The sequence below is a fragment of the Dietzia papillomatosis NBRC 105045 genome (assembly GCF_001570845.1).
Taxonomy (GTDB): Bacteria; Actinomycetota; Actinomycetes; order Mycobacteriales; family Mycobacteriaceae; genus Dietzia; species Dietzia cinnamea.
The window spans coordinates 141,067-159,076 of the sequence record NZ_BCSL01000002.1 but is presented as its reverse complement, the minus strand read 5'-3'; the positions used below and the strand labels follow the sequence as shown (position 1 = coordinate 159,076).

General features: G+C 72.0%; 20 protein-coding genes and 4 tRNA genes. 18 read left to right on the top strand and 6 right to left on the bottom strand.

The annotated features are described in order from the left end of the window. Nucleotides 1–72 precede the first annotated feature (72 nt). Nucleotides 73–1,122: a polyprenyl synthetase family protein gene (locus tag DPA01S_RS01550; RefSeq protein WP_061913639.1), complete on the top strand. Its 1,050-nt coding sequence runs from the start codon at nt 73–75 to the stop codon at nt 1,120–1,122. A 127-nt stretch (nt 1,123–1,249) separates the two neighbouring features. On the opposite strand, the gene DPA01S_RS01545 is transcribed toward DPA01S_RS01550, so the two are convergent. Genes DPA01S_RS01545 through DPA01S_RS01530 form a run of 4 tightly spaced genes read right to left on the bottom strand, consistent with a single transcriptional unit; the run spans nt 1,250 to nt 4,512 of the window. Continuing rightward, nucleotides 1,250–2,443 (bottom strand): sulfate/molybdate ABC transporter ATP-binding protein, encoded by a 1,194-nt coding sequence (locus tag DPA01S_RS01545; RefSeq protein WP_061913636.1) that lies wholly within the window; start codon nt 2,441–2,443, stop codon nt 1,250–1,252. Then, complete coding sequence (locus tag DPA01S_RS01540; RefSeq protein WP_061228438.1) at nt 2,436–3,230, bottom strand: ABC transporter permease; 795 nt, start codon at nt 3,228–3,230, stop codon at nt 2,436–2,438. The genes DPA01S_RS01545 and DPA01S_RS01540 overlap by 8 nt, the downstream gene beginning before the upstream one ends. Beyond that, complete coding sequence (modA, locus tag DPA01S_RS01535; RefSeq protein WP_153038726.1) at nt 3,227–4,006, bottom strand: molybdate ABC transporter substrate-binding protein; 780 nt, start codon at nt 4,004–4,006, stop codon at nt 3,227–3,229. Before modA ends, DPA01S_RS01540 begins: the two co-directional genes overlap by 4 nt. Before the next feature lie 11 nt (nt 4,007–4,017). Next, complete coding sequence (locus DPA01S_RS01530; protein WP_007630882.1) at nt 4,018–4,512, bottom strand: YajQ family cyclic di-GMP-binding protein; 495 nt, start codon at nt 4,510–4,512, stop codon at nt 4,018–4,020. A 136-nt stretch (nt 4,513–4,648) separates the two neighbouring features. Here DPA01S_RS01530 and DPA01S_RS01525 point away from each other — a divergent pair. From DPA01S_RS01525 to lbtBC, 6 genes are all read left to right on the top strand, one after another. Beyond that, nucleotides 4,649–4,731, top strand: a tRNA-Tyr gene (locus DPA01S_RS01525). A 198-nt stretch (nt 4,732–4,929) separates the two neighbouring features. Further along, entirely contained in the window at nt 4,930–5,934 is a 1,005-nt protein-coding gene (locus DPA01S_RS01520; protein ID WP_232302952.1) for a polyprenyl synthetase family protein, read from the top strand. Further along, complete coding sequence (locus tag DPA01S_RS01515; RefSeq protein WP_061228436.1) at nt 5,931–6,791, top strand: phytoene/squalene synthase family protein; 861 nt, start codon at nt 5,931–5,933, stop codon at nt 6,789–6,791. Before DPA01S_RS01520 ends, DPA01S_RS01515 begins: the two co-directional genes overlap by 4 nt. After that, complete coding sequence (gene crtI, locus DPA01S_RS01510) at nt 6,788–8,476, top strand: phytoene desaturase family protein (RefSeq protein WP_061913632.1); 1,689 nt, start codon at nt 6,788–6,790, stop codon at nt 8,474–8,476. Before DPA01S_RS01515 ends, crtI begins: the two co-directional genes overlap by 4 nt. Next, on the top strand, nt 8,473–8,817 hold the full coding sequence (locus DPA01S_RS01505) for a lycopene cyclase domain-containing protein (RefSeq protein WP_061228434.1): 345 nt from the start codon (nt 8,473–8,475) through the stop codon (nt 8,815–8,817). Before crtI ends, DPA01S_RS01505 begins: the two co-directional genes overlap by 4 nt. 26 nt (nt 8,818–8,843) lie before the next feature. Then, nucleotides 8,844–10,172, top strand: a complete 1,329-nt coding sequence (lbtBC, locus tag DPA01S_RS17515) for a C(50) beta-cyclic carotenoids biosynthesis protein LbtBC (RefSeq protein WP_198150703.1) — start codon at nt 8,844–8,846, stop codon at nt 10,170–10,172. A 67-nt stretch (nt 10,173–10,239) separates the two neighbouring features. On the opposite strand, the gene DPA01S_RS01495 is transcribed toward lbtBC, so the two are convergent. Continuing rightward, nucleotides 10,240–10,962, bottom strand: a complete 723-nt coding sequence (locus DPA01S_RS01495) for a glycosyltransferase family 2 protein (RefSeq protein WP_061228433.1) — start codon at nt 10,960–10,962, stop codon at nt 10,240–10,242. A 121-nt stretch (nt 10,963–11,083) separates the two neighbouring features. On the opposite strand from DPA01S_RS01495, the gene DPA01S_RS01490 reads away from it, so the two are divergent. From DPA01S_RS01490 to rplA, 9 genes are all read left to right on the top strand, one after another. Next, nucleotides 11,084–11,156 (top strand) — tRNA-Thr (locus DPA01S_RS01490). A gap of 42 nt (nt 11,157–11,198) precedes the next feature. Then, nucleotides 11,199–11,272 (top strand) — tRNA-Met (locus DPA01S_RS01485). Between the two features lie 276 nt (nt 11,273–11,548). After that, nucleotides 11,549–11,944, top strand: a complete 396-nt coding sequence (gene hadA, locus DPA01S_RS01480; RefSeq protein ID WP_061913630.1) for a (3R)-hydroxyacyl-ACP dehydratase subunit HadA — start codon at nt 11,549–11,551, stop codon at nt 11,942–11,944. Next, complete coding sequence (locus DPA01S_RS01475) at nt 11,941–12,423, top strand: MaoC/PaaZ C-terminal domain-containing protein (protein WP_082767669.1); 483 nt, start codon at nt 11,941–11,943, stop codon at nt 12,421–12,423. Before hadA ends, DPA01S_RS01475 begins: the two co-directional genes overlap by 4 nt. 172 nt (nt 12,424–12,595) lie before the next feature. Then, nucleotides 12,596–12,668 (top strand) — tRNA-Trp (locus DPA01S_RS01470). Nucleotides 12,669–12,705: 37 nt separating this feature from the next. Then, on the top strand, nt 12,706–13,044 hold the full coding sequence (secE, locus tag DPA01S_RS01465; protein WP_061228431.1) for a preprotein translocase subunit SecE: 339 nt from the start codon (nt 12,706–12,708) through the stop codon (nt 13,042–13,044). A gap of 64 nt (nt 13,045–13,108) precedes the next feature. After that, nucleotides 13,109–14,011, top strand: a complete 903-nt coding sequence (gene nusG, locus DPA01S_RS01460; protein ID WP_061228430.1) for a transcription termination/antitermination protein NusG — start codon at nt 13,109–13,111, stop codon at nt 14,009–14,011. Between the two features lie 257 nt (nt 14,012–14,268). Then, a complete protein-coding gene (gene rplK, locus DPA01S_RS01455) occupies nt 14,269–14,703 on the top strand; it encodes a 50S ribosomal protein L11 (RefSeq protein ID WP_061228429.1) in 435 nt (144 codons plus the stop codon). A gap of 90 nt (nt 14,704–14,793) precedes the next feature. Beyond that, on the top strand, nt 14,794–15,516 hold the full coding sequence (gene rplA / locus DPA01S_RS01450; RefSeq protein WP_061228428.1) for a 50S ribosomal protein L1: 723 nt from the start codon (nt 14,794–14,796) through the stop codon (nt 15,514–15,516). Between the two features lie 133 nt (nt 15,517–15,649). On the opposite strand, the gene DPA01S_RS01445 is transcribed toward rplA, so the two are convergent. Continuing rightward, entirely contained in the window at nt 15,650–16,633 is a 984-nt protein-coding gene (locus tag DPA01S_RS01445) for a diacylglycerol/lipid kinase family protein (protein WP_061228427.1), read from the bottom strand. 339 nt (nt 16,634–16,972) lie between these two features. Here DPA01S_RS01445 and rplJ point away from each other — a divergent pair, with 339 nt between their 5' ends. Both rplJ and rplL read left to right on the top strand, forming a co-directional pair. Then, nucleotides 16,973–17,485 (top strand): 50S ribosomal protein L10, encoded by a 513-nt coding sequence (gene rplJ / locus DPA01S_RS01440; RefSeq protein ID WP_061228426.1) that lies wholly within the window; start codon nt 16,973–16,975, stop codon nt 17,483–17,485. Nucleotides 17,486–17,545: 60 nt separating this feature from the next. Next, nucleotides 17,546–17,932: a 50S ribosomal protein L7/L12 gene (gene rplL, locus DPA01S_RS01435; protein ID WP_061228425.1), complete on the top strand. Its 387-nt coding sequence runs from the start codon at nt 17,546–17,548 to the stop codon at nt 17,930–17,932. Nucleotides 17,933–18,010 lie beyond the last annotated feature (78 nt).

Below are 18,010 nucleotides of genomic sequence, written 5' to 3'. Positions count from 1 at the left end.
GGGCCGGGACCGTAGTCTGTCGAGAAGGGCCGGTCGATGCCGACCCGCACCAGGCGACGAGGACGAGTGGGGATGTCGAGCGAATCAGTGACGACCGGCACCGCGGACACGGCGACGGACCACGTGGTGGCCGGCGTGGACATCGGTGACGCAGACCTCGCCGCAGCCCTTCGAGGGCGACTCGACGAGGTCGAGAAACTGCTGGTCAGTCGACTCGAGAGCGGCGAGGACTTCCTCTCCGAGGTCGCACTCCACCTCGTCACCGCCGGCGGCAAACGTTTCCGGCCGATCGTGACCCTCCTCGCCGGCGAGATCGGGCCCGAGCCCGACCACGAGCGCCTGGTCAAGGCCGCCGTCGTCTGCGAGATGATCCACCTCGCCACCCTGTACCACGACGACGTCATGGACGAGGCCAGCATGCGCCGCGGCGTCGAGTCCGCCAACAGCAGGTGGGACAACTCCACCGCGATCCTCGCCGGCGACTTCCTCTTCGCCCACTCCTCCATGCTGCTGGCCGACCTCGGTCCGGCCGCCGTCCAGCTCATCGCCCAGACCTTCGCCGAACTCGTCACCGGGCAGATGCGCGAGACCGTCGGTCCCGGCATCGGTGGCCGCGACGAGGACGCCGCCCAGCACTACCTGCGGGTGATCTGGGAGAAGACCGGGTCGCTCATCGCCGCCGCCGCCCAGTTCGGAGGCGAGTACTCCGGTGCGACGGGCGAGCAGATCGTGCGGCTGCGCAGGTTCGGTGACGCGGTGGGGATCGCGTTCCAGATCGCCGACGACATCATCGACATCGCCTCCCCGTCCGCCGAGTCCGGCAAGACCCCCGGCACCGACCTGCGCGAGGGCGTGCACACTCTGCCGATGATCTACGCGATGGAGGCCGGCTCGCCCGACAGCCCGCGACTGCGCGACCTGCTGGCCCAGCCGCTCACCGACGATTCCGAGGTCGTGGAGGCGTTGGAGTTGCTCCGGGTCTCGGACGGTATGCGGCGCGCGCGGGCGACACTCGAGAAGTACGTCGACGACGCCATGGCCGAGCTCGACGCGCTGCCGGCCGGGCCCGCCAACGAGGCGCTGCGCCGGCTCGTGCGCTTCACGGTCGACCGCGTCGGCTGAGCGGCCGCGTGGGCGTGGCTTCTCGCGTGCGAGGGGCGGCTGTGTAGGAGGGGCCGCGTGAGTGCGGCAGTCGTCTGGGATGGGCGGGAGGGGCCGAGCGCGGGGTGCGGCGACAGGTCCGGCCGGGTCAGCCGCGCGGGTAGAGGACCACCTGGGTGGCCTTGACGATCAGCGTGACGGGCACGCCCGGTGCGAGCGCGAGTTCGGCGGCCGAACGCGTCGTGATCTCGGCGTCGATTCGCTGGCCGTCCCGGAGTTCCGCGGTCACGCGTGTCTGCGCACCGGCCGGAGCCAACGACACGACGCGGGCGGGCCAGGCGTTCCGCGGGCTCGAGACCGGCGAGTGCGCGGACGCAGGGCCGGCCGGGCTGGGGGGAGCGGCGGGAGCGACAGTGCCGGCCGGGCCCGGGGCCGAAGCGGACGCGGTGTCGGCGGGAGCGGCGTGCACTGCCACCGCCCGCGGATCGACCGTCGCCACCGCCCGCACCCCGCCCCGCCAGCCCGCCGCGGCGTCCGCGCGGATCCCCGCCACGGCATCGCCTCCGGGGGTGCGCACCTCGTCGTCGTCGACGATCCCCTCCACCAGCGAGACGCCGGCCAGTCGCGCGGCGAAGTCCGACGCCGGGCGCGCAAGTACCCCCTCGACCGTGCCGGACTGGGTGGCGCGGCCGGAGTGGACGACGACGACATCGTCCGCCAGCGCCCACAGGTCCATCGGATCGTGGGTCACCAGGACCACGGCCCGGCCGGTGATCCGATCGGCGAGCAGACGACGGATCGCCGGAGCGACCTCCACGTCCAGCGCGGCCAGCGGCTCGTCCAGCAGCACGAGTTCCGGGTCCACGGCCAGCGCGCGGGCGAGCGCCACACGCTGGGCCTGCCCTCCGGACAGTTCGTGCGGGCGGCGGCCGGCGAGGTCTGCGCAGCCCACGGCGTCGAGCTCGGTGCGGGCGCGGGCGAGAGCGTCGCGCCTGCGCACACCGCGGGCGCGGGGGCCGTACGCCACGTTCTCCAGGGCCGTGATGTGCGGCAGCAGACCGGGCCGCTGCTCGAGCGCGACGACCCGGCGGCGGTGCGCCGGCACGTGGGTGCGGGGCGAGCTGACGACGCGGCCGTCGAGGCGGACCTCGCCCGAGTCGGGGCGTAGGTGCCCGGCGAGCAGGGACAGCGCCGTGGACTTGCCCGCGCCGTTGGGGCCGACGATCGCCAGGCGACGGCCGGCGGGGACGGTGAGTCGGAGGTCGATACCGCGGGCGGTGACCCGGCAGTCGAGCTCGGCGGCGGCGGGGGAGGGCCGGGCACCGGGGGAGTGGTCAGCCACGTCCGACCACCGCCCGGCGGGCGACGAGCGCCGAGGCCGCCATGAGCACGGCCGCCACCGCTATGAGCAGGACGGCCAGCGCGAGGGCGGTCTCGGTGTCGGTCTCGCGACTGAGGTAGATCTCCAACGGCAGGGTCCGGGTGGTGCCCTGCAGGGAGCCGGCGAAGGTCAGCGTCGCGCCGAACTCGCCGAGCGCACGGGCGAACGACATCGTCGCGCCGGCGGCCAGGGCGGGTAGGACGAGCGGCAACGTCACGGTCGCCAGGACGCGGGACGGGGAGGCGCCCAGCGAGGCCGCCGTCCGCTCGAGCCGCGCGTCCACCGAACGCAGCGCGCCCTCCAGCGCCACCACGAGGAACGGCATCGCGACGAAGGTCTGCGCGATCACCACGGCCGCGGTCGTGAACCCGACCTCGACCCCCAGCACGGACAGGTGGCGACCCACCACGCCGGTGCGGCCGAACGTGATGAGTAGCGCCAGGCCCGCCACGACCGGGGGGAGAACCATCGGCAGCGCCGTGAGGGTGCGGGCCACGGCCGCCAGCGGCCCACGACTGCGGGACAGCAGCACGGCCAGCGGGGTCCCCAGCAGGACGCACAGCACGGTGGAGACCGCGCACGTGCGAAGGCTGAGCCACGCGGCATCGCGGGCGGCCTCGGAGGTCAGCAACTCGGGGACCCGGGTCCACGGCACGCGCACCGCCATCCCGGCCAGCGGCAGGGCTGCCAACAGCACGGCCACAGCGGCGGCGATGAGCAGCCACCGGGGAAGCGGCGGCCGGGTCACGGCGGCCCGAACCCGTGCTCGGCCAGCACCGCACGCCCGGCGGGACCGGTGACGGCGTCGAGGAACCGGCGGGCGGGCCCGGAGTCCGCAGCGCGGTCGAGGACGGCGATCGGGTAGACGTTGGGCACGGTAGGAGCCCCGGTGATCGGGACCCGCTCGACCCGGCCGGCGACCGCGAGCGCGTCGGTAACGTAGACGATCCCCGCGTCGGCCTCCCCGGAGGCGACCTTGCCGCGCACGTCGGTGACCGCGGACTCCTCACTCACCGGGCGCAACTCGACCCCGGCCGCCTCGGCGAGCTCGCGAGTCGCGGACCCGCACGGCACGCCGTCCGCGCAGACGACCAACCGGGCGCCGTCCAGGGACGCGTCGAGCCCGGTGATCCCCGCAGGATTACCCGGCGGGGTGATGAGCGTGAGCACGTTGGTGGCGAACGGAACGGGTTCGCCGGCGACCAGCCCGGCGTCGACGGCCCGATCCATGGTCGCCACGTCCGCGGCAGCCAACACGTCCGCGGGCGCGCCGCCGGCGACCTGGTCGACCAGGCCGTTCGACCCACCGAAGCTCAGCCGGATCGACACACCGGGCTCGGACCTCTCGACCTGTTCGGCGATCTCCGTGAACGCCCCGCTCAACGAGGCGGCGGCGAACACGGTCAGGTCGCCGCCCTCGTCGTCGTCGCCACCGGACGCGCACCCCGCGAGCAGGGACAGGCCCACCACGGCGACCATCGCGGCGGCGCGGAGCCGACGGCCAACCGCACCCGGGGAGCCCACGGCCCGGCCGATCAGCGGTAGTTGGTGAACTGCAACGCCACGTCGAAGTCGGCGCCCTTGAGCAGCGCGATGCACTCCTGCAGGTCGTCGCGCTTCTTGGACGACACGCGGATCTCCTCGCCCTGGATCTGCGCCTTGACGCCCTTCGGGCCCTCGTCGCGCAGGAGCTTGGTGATCTTCTTGGCGTTCTCCTTGTCGATGCCCTGCTTGAGCGACCCGACCAGGCGGTAGCCCTTGCCCGACGCCATCGGCTCGCCGACCTCGAGGGCCTTCATGCTCAGCCCGCGGCGCACCAGCTTCTCGATGAACACGTCCTTGGCGGCCAGGACCCGGTCCTCGGAGTTCGCGGTGATCTCGACGGCGTCCTCGCCCTTCCACTCGATGGCGGCGTCGGTGCCGCGGAAGTCGTAGCGGGTGCCCAGCTCCTTGGCGGCCTGGTTGAGGGCGTTGTCGACCTCCTGGCGGTCGAACTCCGAGACGATGTCGAACGAGGACTCCGAGGCCATGGGCGCACTCCTGACGTAGGGGGTGGTGAACCGACCAGGCCAGGCTACCCGCCCCGTCGGACCACCCCTGACCACCCCGATTTGGCACCCGGGGGCGTGTGCGTTGTATCGTGTCGTAGCGCCCTTGAGGGTGCACGCCAGATTGCCCGAGCGGCCAAAGGGAGCGGATTGTAAATCCGTCGGCTTATGCCTACGTTGGTTCGAATCCATCATCTGGCACGCGAGACCCCTGCCACAAGCGGGGGTCTTCGTGCATTTCGGGGCACGTCGCGCGCACATTCGTGAAAGTGTGGGCATGGGCGGCTCCGGTGTCACGTCCCGCACGACCTGTCACGCCGCATCTCGTCGACCAGAATCGAGGTGAGACATATCCACGACGGCCCCGGCTCCGAACAACCCGATATGACACCCGTTTCGATGACCGCCGCCCATCGGATCACCGCCCGCGCGCTGCCGCCCGGACTGGGGCGGGGGGTGGACGACTGGCTGGGTGACCTGGGCCGGACCACCCGTTCCGGGAAGGGCATGCGGTCCGCGCTGTTCGACGCCGTCTACACGACCGCCGGTGGGCGGGACGAGACCGTGCGCGCCGCCGCGGGCCAGGCCCTCGAGCTGCTGCACGAGGCGTTCCTCGTCCACGACGACCTCGCCGACGGGGACGACCACCGTCGCGGCCACCCCAACCTGCAGGGGCGCACCGCCACGCGGGCCGCCGATCGCGGACTGCCCGCCGAGTGTGCAGGACACGTGGGGATGATCGGCGGGCTGCTGGGCGGGGACCTGTTGCTCGTGGCGGCGATGGCCGAGTTCGCGCGCCTGCCCGTGCCCGCGGCGACGCTGCACCGTGTGGTGGACGAGGTGCACCGGGCGGTCGTCGCGTCGGTGGCCGGCGAGTTCGCGGACGTCCACGGCGCCTCGGAGGACGTTCCCGCCGGGTGCGAGCGGGCGCTGGCGATCGGCGCGGCCAAGACCTCCGCCTACTCGGTGTGCCTGCCTTTCGTACTGGGCGCGGTCCTGGCCGGAGCGCCCGAGGAGATCGTCGACCCGCTGCGGGAGACCGGCCGCCACCTCGGCACCGCGTATCAGGTGGTGGACGACGTGCTGGGTGTGTTCGGCGACCCGGCCGTGACGGGCAAGTCGAACTCCGGCGACCTCGTCCGCCGCGCGCCCACCGTGCTGCTCGCCCACGCCCGCGCGACCGGGGCGTGGCCGCGGATCGACGCCGCGCTGAACCGGTCCGACCCCGACCCCGACACAGCGCGCGAGCTGCTGCGCGAATGCGGCGCGCGGGAGTACGCCCTGGGGATCGCGGAGGACCTCGTCACCGCGGCCCGCGCCGCCCTGGACTCGCCGGCCGTACCGCCGGTCGTCCGCGAGGCGCTCGAATCGCACCTGGCCACCGCCCTGGAGAGGAACCGATGACCCAGCAGAGCCCGCACGCGGAGTTCACCGCGGCGGCACGCCGCTGCAGCGAGGTGATCCTGCGCCGGTATTCGACGTCGTTCGCGCTGGCGTGCCGCCTGCTCGCGCCCGCGACCCGCCCGCACGTCGCGGCGATCTACGCGTGGGCGCGCGTGGGTGACGAGGTGGTCGACGGCGCGATGGACGACCCGGTCGCCGCGCGGGAGCTCATCGCGGAGGCGCGGCGCCGCACGCACCGCGCGATCGACCGGGGCCTGGACCCGGATCCGGTGACGCACGCGTTCGCCGACACCGCGCGTCGGTTCGGGATCGACGCGCGCCTGGTGGACCCGTTCTACGACTCGATGGAGGCCGACCTGGAGGTCACCGAGCACACCGAGGAGTCCCTGCGCCGGTACATCCACGGGTCGGCGGAGGTGATCGGGGAGATGTGCCTGCGTACGTTCGCCGGAGGGGGACTGGGTGACGACGACGAGATGGCGGCGGGAGCGCGCGCACTCGGTGCGGCGTTCCAGAAGGTGAACTTCCTCCGGGACGTCCGGGAGGACTCGCTGGAACTCGGTCGCAACTACCTGCCGGGTCGGGACCCGCGGGCGCTGACGGAGGGGGACGTCCGCGAGCTGGCCGACCACGTGGACGCGGACCTGCGCGTCGCGCGGGCGGCGATCGACCGCATCCCGGGCCGTGACCGCCTGGCGGTGGCGGCAGCGCACGACCTTTTCGCCGAGCTCAACGCCCGCCTCCGCGCGGCCGGTGCGGCCGGGGTGAGCGCGGGCCGGGTGCGGGTGCCCGACCCGGTCAAACTCGCCGTGATCGGCCGGGCCGCCGCGGGCCGCGGCCGGGCGGTGGCGCGATGAACCCCCGGCACGCCCCGGACGGGCCCGTCGTGGTGGTGGGCGGCGGGATCGCGGGCCTGGCGACCGCAGCGCTGCTCGCCCGCGAGGGCCGCGACGTCACCCTGGTCGAGGCCACTGACCAGGTCGGCGGCCGCGCGGGCAGCTGGTCGGCGGTCGGGTTCCGCTTCGACACCGGCCCCTCGTGGTACCTGATGCCCGAGGTATTCGACCACTTCTTCCGTCTCTGTGGCACCTCCGCGGATGAGCAACTCGACCTGGTCCGCCTGGACCCCGGGTACCGCGTGTACTTCGAGAACCGGCGCGACCCGGTCGATGTCCGCTCGGACCGCGCGGCGTCCACGGCCCTGTTCGAGTCGCTCGAGGCCGGCGCCGGGCGGGTGCTGGGTACGTACCTCGACTCGGCGCGCACGACGTACGACCTGGCGCTCAAGCGGTTCCTCTACACCAACTTCACCTCGTACCCGGCGCTCGTGCGGCCGGACGTCGTGGCCCGGGCCGGCAGCCTGGTGGCGCGGCTCGTGCAGCCGCTGCACTCGTTCGTGTCGCGGCGCTTCTCCGACCGGCGCATCCAGCAGATCCTCGGCTACCCGGCCGTGTTCCTCGGCTCCTCGCCGTACCTGGCGCCGTCGATCTACCACCTCATGAGCCACCTCGACCTCACCGACGGCGTCCTCTACCCGCGGGGCGGGTTCACCGAGGTGATCGCCGCCGTGCGCAGGGTGGCCGAGGAGCAGGGGGTGCGCATCTACACGGGCACCGAGGCGATCGAACTGGTCACCACATCCGAGGGCGCCGCCGGGCGCGTGTCCGGCCGGGCCCGCCCCCGTGTGCAGGGCCTGAGGGTGCGCGACCGGGCAGGGGCGGAGCGGACGCTGCCGGCCGGCCTCGTCGTCGGCGCCGCCGACCTCCACCACCTCGAGACCCGGTGGCTCCCGGAGGACCTCCGCACGTACCCACAGAAATACTGGGACGCCAAGACCCCCGGGCCGGGCGCGCTGCTCATCCTGCTCGGCGTGCGCGGCGAGCTGCCGCAGCTCGCGCACCACACGCTGCTGTTCACCGACCGCTGGGAGGAGGGGTTCGACGCGATATTCGGCGACGACCCGCACATCCCCGACCCGGCGTCGCTCTACGTCTGTCGACCCAGCGCCACCGACATCGACCCGGCAGCCGGGATCGCGCCGGAGGGGCACGAGAACCTCTTCGTCCTGGTGCCCATCCCCGCCGATCCGTCCCTCGGGCGCGGCGGCGTGGACGGTGCCGGGAATGTGGTGATCGAGGCCGCCGCCGACCGCGCGATCGCCCAGATCGCCGAGTGGACGGGCGCCGACGACCTCGCCGAGCGGGTCGTCGTGCGGCGCACCATCGCGCCCGCCGACCTCGAGGCCGACCTCGGCGCGTGGCGCGGCACCGCCCTGGGCCCGGCACACACGCTCGCGCAGAGCGCGTTCTTCCGCACCCGCAACGTGAGCAAGCACGTCGACGGCCTGTACTACGCGGGTGCCTCGACGATCCCCGGCATCGGCCTGCCGATGTGCCTCATCAGCGCCGAGCTGGTGCTCAAGCACGTCCGCGGGGACACGAGCACGGCGCCGGTCGCCGAGCCCGGCGGGGGCACGGTGTTCGATCGGGCCGCCGCCAGCGGGGGCGCGGCGTCGGGCGGGGGCACGGTGTTCGACCGGTGATCGGGCTGGCGTACCTGGCGGTCCAGGCGATCTCGTTCGCGGGCATCCTCGTCATCGACCATCGCTGGAAGCTCGCGGCGTTCCGCGCGCCGGCGGCCACCGCGCTCGCCGTGACCGCGTCGGTGGCGCTGCTGCTGACGTGGGACGTGCTCGGCGTGCGCAGCGGCGTGTTCTTTCGCGGGCAGACCGACTTCATGACCGGGTTGCTCGTGGCGCCGGAGATCCCGCTCGAGGAGGTCGTGTTCCTCGCGTTCCTGTCCCACCTCGCGCTCGTGTGTGCGACGGGTGTGGTCACGGTCGTCGAGCACGTCTCGGCGCGGCGGGCGGAGGAGTGGCCGTGAGCATCTACTCGACCATCAACGTCACCATGGCCATTCCCGTGGTGGCGGCCGCGCTCATCGCCCTGTGGTGTCTTCGCGGCGACGACCGGCGGCGCTGGCTCATCGGGGTCGGCGGCTCGCTCGTGGTGCTGCTCGTCCTCACGGCGATCTTCGACAACATCATGATCGCCGCCGGGCTCGTGGCCTACGACGACGCCCTCACCAGCGGCATCCGCCTCGGCGTGGCGCCGATCGAGGACTTCTCCTACGCGATCGCCGCGTCCGTGTTCGTGCCGTCGGTGTGGTTCACGCTCACCGCCCGGCCGCGCGCGGTGGCCGTGAGCGAGGCCGCCGCGAGCCCCAACCCGACCGTGTCGGGGCGTGGCGACGGGCCGGTGGGTGGCGCTGTGGCGGGCGACGCCGCGGTGGGTGACGCGCCGGTCGGTGACGCGCTGGGGCGGGGTGGCGACGACGACGAGGTCCGCAGCCCCGACCGGCCCGCGCCGCCCGGACTGCTCACCACCCTCTTCTGGTCGTCCCGCCCGGTGTCGTGGGTGAACACCGCCGCCCCGTTCGCGCTGGCGTACTTCCTGGCCACGGGCGGGTTCGACCTGCTGGGCGTGATCGGGACGGTATTCTTCCTGGTGCCGTACAACCTCGCGATGTACGGGATCAACGACGTCTTCGACTACGAGTCCGACCTGCGGAACCCGCGTAAGGGCGGCGTCGAGGGCGCGGTGCTCGACCGCTCCCTGCACACGCCCACTCTCGTGGCGTCCGCGGTGACGACGGTGCCGTTCCTGGTCTATCTCGCGGTGGTCGGGACGCTGGAGTCGTCGCTGTGGCTGGCGGCGAGCGCGTTCGCGGTGATCGCCTACAGCGCCAAGGGGCTGCGGTTCAAGGAGATCCCGTTCCTCGATTCGGTGACGTCGGCGTTCCACTTCGTCTCCCCGGCGATCGTCGGCTGGACCATCGCCGGGGCCGATCTCAGCGGCGGCGTGTGGGCGTGCCTCATCGCGTTCATGCTGTGGGGCGCGGCCTCGCAGGCGTTCGGGGCTGTGCAGGACGTGCGCTTCGACCGCGAGGCGGGCCTGAAGTCGGTCGCCACCGTGCTCGGCGCGCGGGCCGCTGTGTGGTTCGCGCTGGCCTGCTACGCGGCCGCCGTGCTGGTGCTACTCCTCGCGGCGCCGTGGCCGGCCTCCGGGGCGGCGTTCGCGATCCTGCCGTACCTCGCGACCGTGGCCGCCTACGTGCGGGTCACCGACGCCACGGCCGAGGCGACCAACGAGGGCTGGAAGCGCTTCCTCGTGCTCAACATGCTCGCGGGGTTCTGCGTGACGCAGCTGATCCTCTGGTCCGTCATCGTCTGGGCCTGAGCCCAGACGAGGGGCCCGCGGCTGTAGGAGGCCCGCCGCTACGCGGGGCTGCAGGCGCTCGGCCGGGTCAGCGCCGGACGCGCTCCAGCCACCGCTGCGACGGCGGGCTCGTGCGCCAGTTACGGAAGATCGTCCGGAACGCCCGCGAGAAGCGACGGCGCATCGCCGCGGGGTCGTCGAACGGTCGCGCCGAGATGCCGACGGCGAGCGAGCGGTCCACCCACAACCGGTCGCGAGCGCCGAACTGGAACGACAGGTCGATGTCGTCGTGCAGCTCCGGGTCGGTGCGGTCGACCCCGTCGCGGACCCGCTCCCACGCGTTGCGGCGCATCGCCAGGTTCGAGCCGAACAACACCGGGTGGGCCATCGCGGATCCGACGGACACGAAGAACGCGTCCATGTAGAGCAGCTTCGCCGCCCGGGCCCGCCAGCCGGTCAAGCCGATGAACTCGCCCGGCCCCGAGACCGCGACGAGTTCGGAGTCGGCGGCGAACGCGGACTCGATCCGTGCCAGCCAGTCGGAGCCCGGTCGGGAGTCGGCGTCGAGGCGGGCGATGACGTCACCCGTGGCGGCGTCATACCCGGACGCGGCCGCGGCGGGGATCCCGCGCACGGGCTCAACGACCACGCGGGCGCCTGCGGACCGCGCCACCGCGACGCTGTCGTCCGAGCAGCCGTTGTCCACCACCACGACCTCGTCGGGGGCCCGAGTCTGTGCGGCGAGCGCGGCCAGACACCCCGCGAGCTCGCGGGCGTCGTCGAGCACGGGGATGACCACGGAGATGCGCACCCGCCCATCCTGCCGGAGACAGACCCCTCACCGGCGGATTTGTGCGGCGTTCGGCGGTGTGTGTAATCTGCTAAAGGCTTCAGCGCCGAGCGGTTGGGAGATCAGCCGCAGAGCGTAGCCCGCCCCCTTAGCTCAGTCGGCAGAGCGTTTCCATGGTAAGGAAAAGGTCGTCGGTTCGATTCCGACAGGGGGCTCGCACTGTGCGGGGCGGCTCGATCGCCCGACTGGCAGGGCATGCCGGTGTAGCTCAGCTGGTTAGAGCGCACGACTCATAATCGTGAGGTCGGGGGATCGAGTCCCCCCACCGGTACGACTTCCATCGAAGGCCGTCCGCATCGCCGCGGGCGGCCTTCGTCGTTCCGGCCCGGGGAGCGACTCTCTCGCACCGGACGTCGATCGGGGTACAGCGGTCGCGGGCGTGGTTCCGTCCCTGCCGCCGAACACGCCGTGGCTCAGCCGGAAGTCCGGGGGCGTGTCCAGTCATGGCTCACGTCGCACCTCCTGCTGGACCGCCCTCACCGTAGGAGCCGGGGCGCCGCCGCGAGGGCGATCCCGCCGCACGCGCCCTCAGGTAGCGTCGGGGGCTGTGAGCACAGACACCGCCGATGACCTCGTCGTCGTCGCCGATCCCGTGACCGTGACCGACGCGGTCGTGACACGGTTCGCCGAGGCCGTCGGCGCGCCCGCCGGTCAGGTCCCCGCGACGCTGGCCGCCGCCCTGACCGCCCCGGTCCAACGCGCGGTGATGGAGCACCCCGCGCTGCGCATCGACCTCGCGCGGACCCTCCACACCGCCCAGTCGAGCGAGCACCACCGGCCGATCCGCGTGGGCGACGTCCTCACCGCCACCGCGACGGTCACCGGCGTGCGGTCGGCGCGCGGCGGGCGCATGATCGGTTTCGACACGGTGCTCCGCGACGCCGACGGCGAGCCCGTCCAGACCCTGACCAGTGCGTTGCTCACCGCGGAGGTGGAGGCGTGACCAGGCCGGAGGAGACGACCGCGCCGGAGGAGACGCCCGCGCCGGAGGGCACGACGGGGGCGACGACGACGAGTCCCGCCGCCGGCGACGCCCTGCCCCCGCGGACACTGCCGGTCCGGCGGGAGGACCTGCGTCGCTACGCCGAGGCGTCGGGGGACCACAACCCCATCCACCTGGACGACGCGGCAGCGCAGGCGCTCGGCCTGCCCGGTGTGGTGGCGCACGGGATGCTGACCTCGGCCCTGGCGATCGGGGTCGTCGCCGAGTGGGCCGGGGGCGCCGATCGCGTCCTGGCCACCTCGTTCCGGTTCGCCGCCCCCGTGGTGGTGCCGGCCGACGCCCCGGCGCTCCTGGCGGTGGCGGGGACGGTGAAGAAGGTCGCAGAGGACGGCTCGAGCGCCGACGTCGCGCTGGTCGTCACCAGCGGCGGGGCCAAGGTGTTCGGCAAGGCGATCGTCACGGTCGCGCTCGGGGACTGAGAGGGCCGGGGGAGCCGATTTCGGGGCGCCGGGGCGGCTGTCGTACACTGAGATGCCCGACCGAACGTGGTCGCGACCCGCGCTGCCCCCGGGCAGTCGCCGACACTGTAGAGTCGAGGCGATCGTGCGGTCCGCTACGCGGGACGGTACGGGTGGTCGGGAAACCGGCCGAAGGGGCGTAGCTCAACTGGCAGAGCAGCGGTCTCCAAAACCGCAGGTTGCAGGTTCAAGTCCTGTCGCCCCTGCACTTCCCCGCAAGCCAGACGACCCGGAGGTAGCCGCGTGAGCCAGGATCGCGACGACGACGTCGATACCCGCGGCGCTCGCGACTCCGAGGCCGCCGCCGTTCCCACGGGTAAGGCCGGTCGTGCCGACACGGCCGTCGCGGGCCGGGTCCGCACGGACGCGGACAAGCCGGAGGACACGCGGACCGCCCGCGCGAATCCCGTCAAGTACCTCAAGCAGGTCGTCGAGGAGCTGCGCAAGGTCATCTGGCCCACGCGCAACCAGATGGTCACCTACACCATCGTCGTGTTCCTGTTCCTCATCTTCATGACCGCGCTCGTCTCGGGCGTCGACTTCGGCGCGGGCAAGCTCGTCGAGCTCGTCTTCGACCGCTAGAGACCTGCCGCTGAAGGTCCGGGGTGAGATCCGGACCGCCGACTTCGAGAGGACCGCATTTTCCGTGAGCGACATCGATCAGAGCCCCGGGGCCGAGGACGCCGAGCACGCCGCCGCCGAGCAGGCCGAGGGCGAGACCGTCGCGGCCGGCGCCGAGCTCGACGAGGACGCGGCCACCGACGCCGAGCCCACCGAGATCGACGAGGACGTCGAGGGCGACATCGTCGAGGAGGGTGACGAGGACGTCGCCGAGGCCGAGCTCGACGAGTCGGCCCTGCAGACCGACGACGTGAGCGACGACGCCCCCGCCGAGGAGTCGCCGGCCGAGCCGGCCACGCCCGCGATCGACCCGGTCATCGCGTTCAAGCGCCAGCTGCGCAAGCTGCCCGGCGACTGGTTCGTCATCCACTCGTACGCCGGGTACGAGAACAAGGTGAAGGCCAACCTCGAGACCCGCGCCGTCACCCTCGGCGCCGAGGACAAGATCTTCCAGGTCGAGGTCCCGGTGGAGGAGTACACCGAGGTCAAGAACGGTCAGAAGAAGACCGCCAACCGCAAGGTCCTGCCCGGCTACGTGCTGGTGCGCATGGAGCTCGACGACGAGTCGTGGGGCGTCGTGCGCAACACCCCCGGCGTCACCGGCTTCGTCAGCGCGACCGGCGGCCAGGGCGGCAGCCCCACCCCGCTTTCCCTGAGCGACGTGGCCAAGTTCCTGGCGCCCAAGCCGGAGAAGAAGGCCGCCGCCGCGGGTGTCGCCGACGGCGACGCCGGGATGGTCCCGCAGAACGTCGAGGTCGAGTTCGAGGTCGGCGAGTCGGTCACCGTCATGGACGGCCCGTTCGCGACCCTGCCCGCGTCGATCTCCGAGGTCGACCCGGCCGCCCAGAAGCTCAAGGTGCTCGTGTCGATCTTCGGCCGCGAGACCCCGGTCGAGCTCGGCTTCAACCAGGTCGAGAAGATCGACTGACCCGCACGAACCTCCGGCGACCCGCCCCGCGCCCAGCGTGGGGCGGGTTAGTCGTTTCCCGCACGGAAGGCGTCCGGGGGAGCGGTCCGCGCCCACGATTAGTCGTTGCGTGCGCGGAACACGTAAACTCTCCCAGGTTGCGCTTGTGTCGCCGCACGCTCGCCTCACGGTGGGGCGGCGGGGACGGGTGCACACGACAGTCGGCCTCCCGCGTGTACAGCGCGGCGCCGAGATCCAGTCGAAGAATCAGGAAGACGATGCCTCCGAAGAAGAAGAAGGTCTCAGGGCTCATCAAGCTCCAGATCCAGGCCGGCGCTGCCAACCCGGCCCCGCCGGTCGGCCCGGCTCTGGGTGCCCATGGTGTCAACATCATGGAGTTCTGCAAGGCCTACAACGCCGCCACCGAGAACCAGCGCGGAAACGTCGTGCCGGTCGAGATCACGGTCTACGAGGACCGGTCGTTCGACTTCAAGCTGAAGACGCCGCCGGCCGCCAAGCTCCTCCTCAAGGCCGCCGGCCTGCAGAAGGGCTCCGGCACGCCGCACTCCGCCAAGGTCGGCAAGGTCACCATGGACCAGGTCCGTGAGATCGCGCAGACCAAGCTGGAGGACCTCAACGCCAACGACATCGACCAGGCCGCGAAGATCGTCGCCGGCACCGCCCGTTCCATGGGCATCACGGTCGAGGGCTGACCTCCACCCCCAAGCACTGCGTGGGAGGGCAGCTCAGGCCCGAACCACACCCGACCGCCGCGTGAGTGACGCGGCAGGAATGGATGAGACATGAGCAAGAACAGCAAGGCCTACAAGGCCGCCGCTGAAAAGGTCGACCGCACCAAGCTGTACTCGCCTCTGGAAGCCCTGGCCCTGGCCAAGGACACCTCCTCGACGAAGATGGATGCCACCGTCGAGGTTGCCATGCGACTTGGCGTCGACTCCCGCAAGGCGGACCAGATGGTCCGTGGCACCGTGAACCTTCCGCACGGTACCGGTAAGACCGCCCGCGTGATCGTCTTCGCCGAGGGCGAGAAGGCCACCGAGGCCGAGGCCGCAGGCGCCGACGCCGTCGGCTCCGATGACCTCATCGAGCGCATCCAGGGCGGCTGGCTCGACTTCGACGCAGCGATCGCCACCCCGGACCAGATGGCCAAGGTCGGCCGTGTGGCCCGCGTTCTCGGTCCGCGTGGTCTCATGCCCAACCCCAAGACGGGCACCGTCACCATGGACGTGACCAAGGCCGTCAACGACATCAAGGGCGGAAAGATCACCTTCCGCACCGACAAGGCCAACAACCTGCACTTCATCGTGGGCAAGGCATCCTTCACGCCGGAGCAGCTCACGGAGAACTACCAGGCTGCGCTCGACGAGGTCTTGCGCCTCAAGCCGTCCTCCTCCAAGGGCCGCTACCTGCAGAAGATCACCTTCTCCACCACGACCGGCCCCGGCATCCCGGTCGACACGCAGGCGATCTCGAAGCTCCTCGAGGCCGGCACCGACTCGGAGTGAGCTAGCCAGCTCGGCCGAAGGCCCCGCGACCGGAATCCCCGGCGCGGGGCCTTCCGCTTTTCCGGATCCGCGCCGTCCTCGCGCTCCTGATCCGTCGGGACCCCTGATGCGCGTCCGAGGCCCGGCGGCGCGTTCAGTACGCGACGCGTACCGCGAGGCCCCTCCGCTTGATCCGGGCGGAGAACTCGGCGACTGTTCCGCAGTCCTCGCCGTCGATCTGGAACGCGGCCGGCTTCTCGAGGATGCGCGCGGTGACACTCACGCCCTGGCGGAAGTCCACCGGGCGGGTCTCGTGACGCTCGGGCTCGTGGGACGAACCGCCGCCGCGGCGCAGCGCGCTGAGGCGGTGGCGGACGGTGTGTTGCGCGAGGACCGCGCCGGCCTTGGCCCACCCGATCGCGCCCTTCGCGCGCAGGGCCATCACGTCCAGCAGGCCGTCGTCGATCACCGCGTCCGGCAGCAGCACCATCCCCGCCTGCAGCATCCCGCAGTTCGCCACGAGCAGGGTCCTCGCGCGGGTCTGGATCCGCGGGCCGTCGTCGAGGGAGTAGTCCACCCTGATCCTGTGGCCGCGCAGCAGGGTGGAGGCGAAGGCGCCCACGTAGGCGAGCCAGCCCACCCGCGCCTTGAGGTCGTCGTCTGTGCCGGCGATCATGTCGGCGTCCATCCCGGCACCGAGCATCACCAGGAACACGTCGTCGTGGGAGTCGCCCTCGCCGTCCGTGTAGCGGACCTCGCCGATGTCGATGGCGCGGCTGCGTCCGGTCATGGCCACCCGCAGCGCGCGGTCGACGTCGTCCAGGGGGATGTCGAGATTCCGGGCCAGCAGGTTGCCGGTGCCGAGGGGGACCACGCCCATCGGCACCGTGGTGCCGATCAGTCCCTGTGCGACCGAGCGCACGGTGCCGTCGCCGCCGCACGCGATCACCAGCCCGGCGCCCTGCGCCGCCGCCTCGGCGGCCTGACCGGTGCCGGGGTCGTCCTCCGTGGTCTCGAGGAAGACGGGGTCGGTCCACCCGTGCCGGGACGCCCGTGCCGTGGCGCGACGGCGCACCTCGTCGACTCCGACCTTGGTGGGGTTATAGACGACGGCGAGGCGGGAGGAGGCTGGAGACACGGGACCAATCTGTCAGAAAGCCGGACTTGCCGCCATTCGCGGCCGGCCCGGGCGATTTGGTATGCGGCGTCCGCCGCCTATACCCTTGGGTCCGAAGTTTGAACGCTCGGAGGTCCAGGCCCCCGGGCGCCTGATCAAGTTTCACCGAAGACCGCAGGTCGCCATTCCCGCCGGGGGTGGTCGAAGGGTCCGGGAGCGCCCGGACGGCCCGCGCAGGAGAACACCGGTCAGCGTAGACGACAGCGCGCCCGCGGGCCCGCCTCCTCCGCGCCCCGTGCCACCTGCGCACGGGGCGTTCGTGTCTCTCCCGGGCGAGATGATGCAGAAAGGAGGCGAAACATGGCAAAGCCCGCAAAGGTCCAGGCCGTCGAGGAGATCAAGCAGCACTTCCAGAACTCCTCCACCGCCGTGGTCACCGAGTACCGCGGACTCTCCGTTCCCCAGGTGACCGAGCTGCGCAAGACGCTGGGTGACGCGGCCACGTACACCGTGGCCAAGAACACCCTGGTCAAGCGTGCGGCCGAGGAAGCCGGAGTCGAGGGTCTCGACGACCTCCTGTCCGGTCCCACCGCCATCGCGTTCGTCACCGGTGAGGTCGTGGACGCCGCCAAGGCGCTCAAGAACTTCGCCAAGGACAACAAGGCGCTCGTCATCAAGGGCGGCGTCATGGACGGCGCCCCGCTGTCCGCCGACGAGCTCGACAAGATCGCCGAGCTCGAGTCCCGCGAGGTCCTGCTCGCGAAGATGGCCGGTGCCCTCAAGGGCAACCAGGCCAAGGCCGCCGGCCTGTTCAACGCGCCCGCCTCGCAGCTGGCACGTCTGTTCGCGGCGCTCCAGGACAAGAAGAACTGATCCACCCCACATGCTTCCGGGCCGTCTGACGGCACCGGGACCAACAGAAAGGACGCCACCATGGCGAAGCTCAGCAACGACGAGCTGCTCGAGGCCTTCAAGGAGATGACTCTTCTCGAGCTCTCCGAGTTCGTGAAGCTGTTCGAGGACACCTTCGAGGTCACCGCGGCCGCTCCGGTCGCCGTCGCCGCCGCCGGCGCCCCGGCTGCCGGTGGCGAGGCCGCCGCCGAGCAGGACGAGTTCGACGTCGTCCTGGAGTCGGCCGGCGACAAGAAGATCGGCGTGATCAAGGTCGTGCGCGAGATCGTGTCGGGCCTGGGCCTCAAGGAGGCCAAGGACCTCGTCGAGTCCGCCCCCAAGGCGATCATCGAGAAGGCCGACAAGGAGGCCGCCGAGGCCGCCAAGACCAAGCTCGAAGAGGCCGGTGCCACCGTCACCCTCAAGTGACCTGACGCACCACCGTCCACAGGGGCGGCCCGGCGACATCGCCGGGCCGCCCCTGTGGCGTCTGTACGACCGGCACAT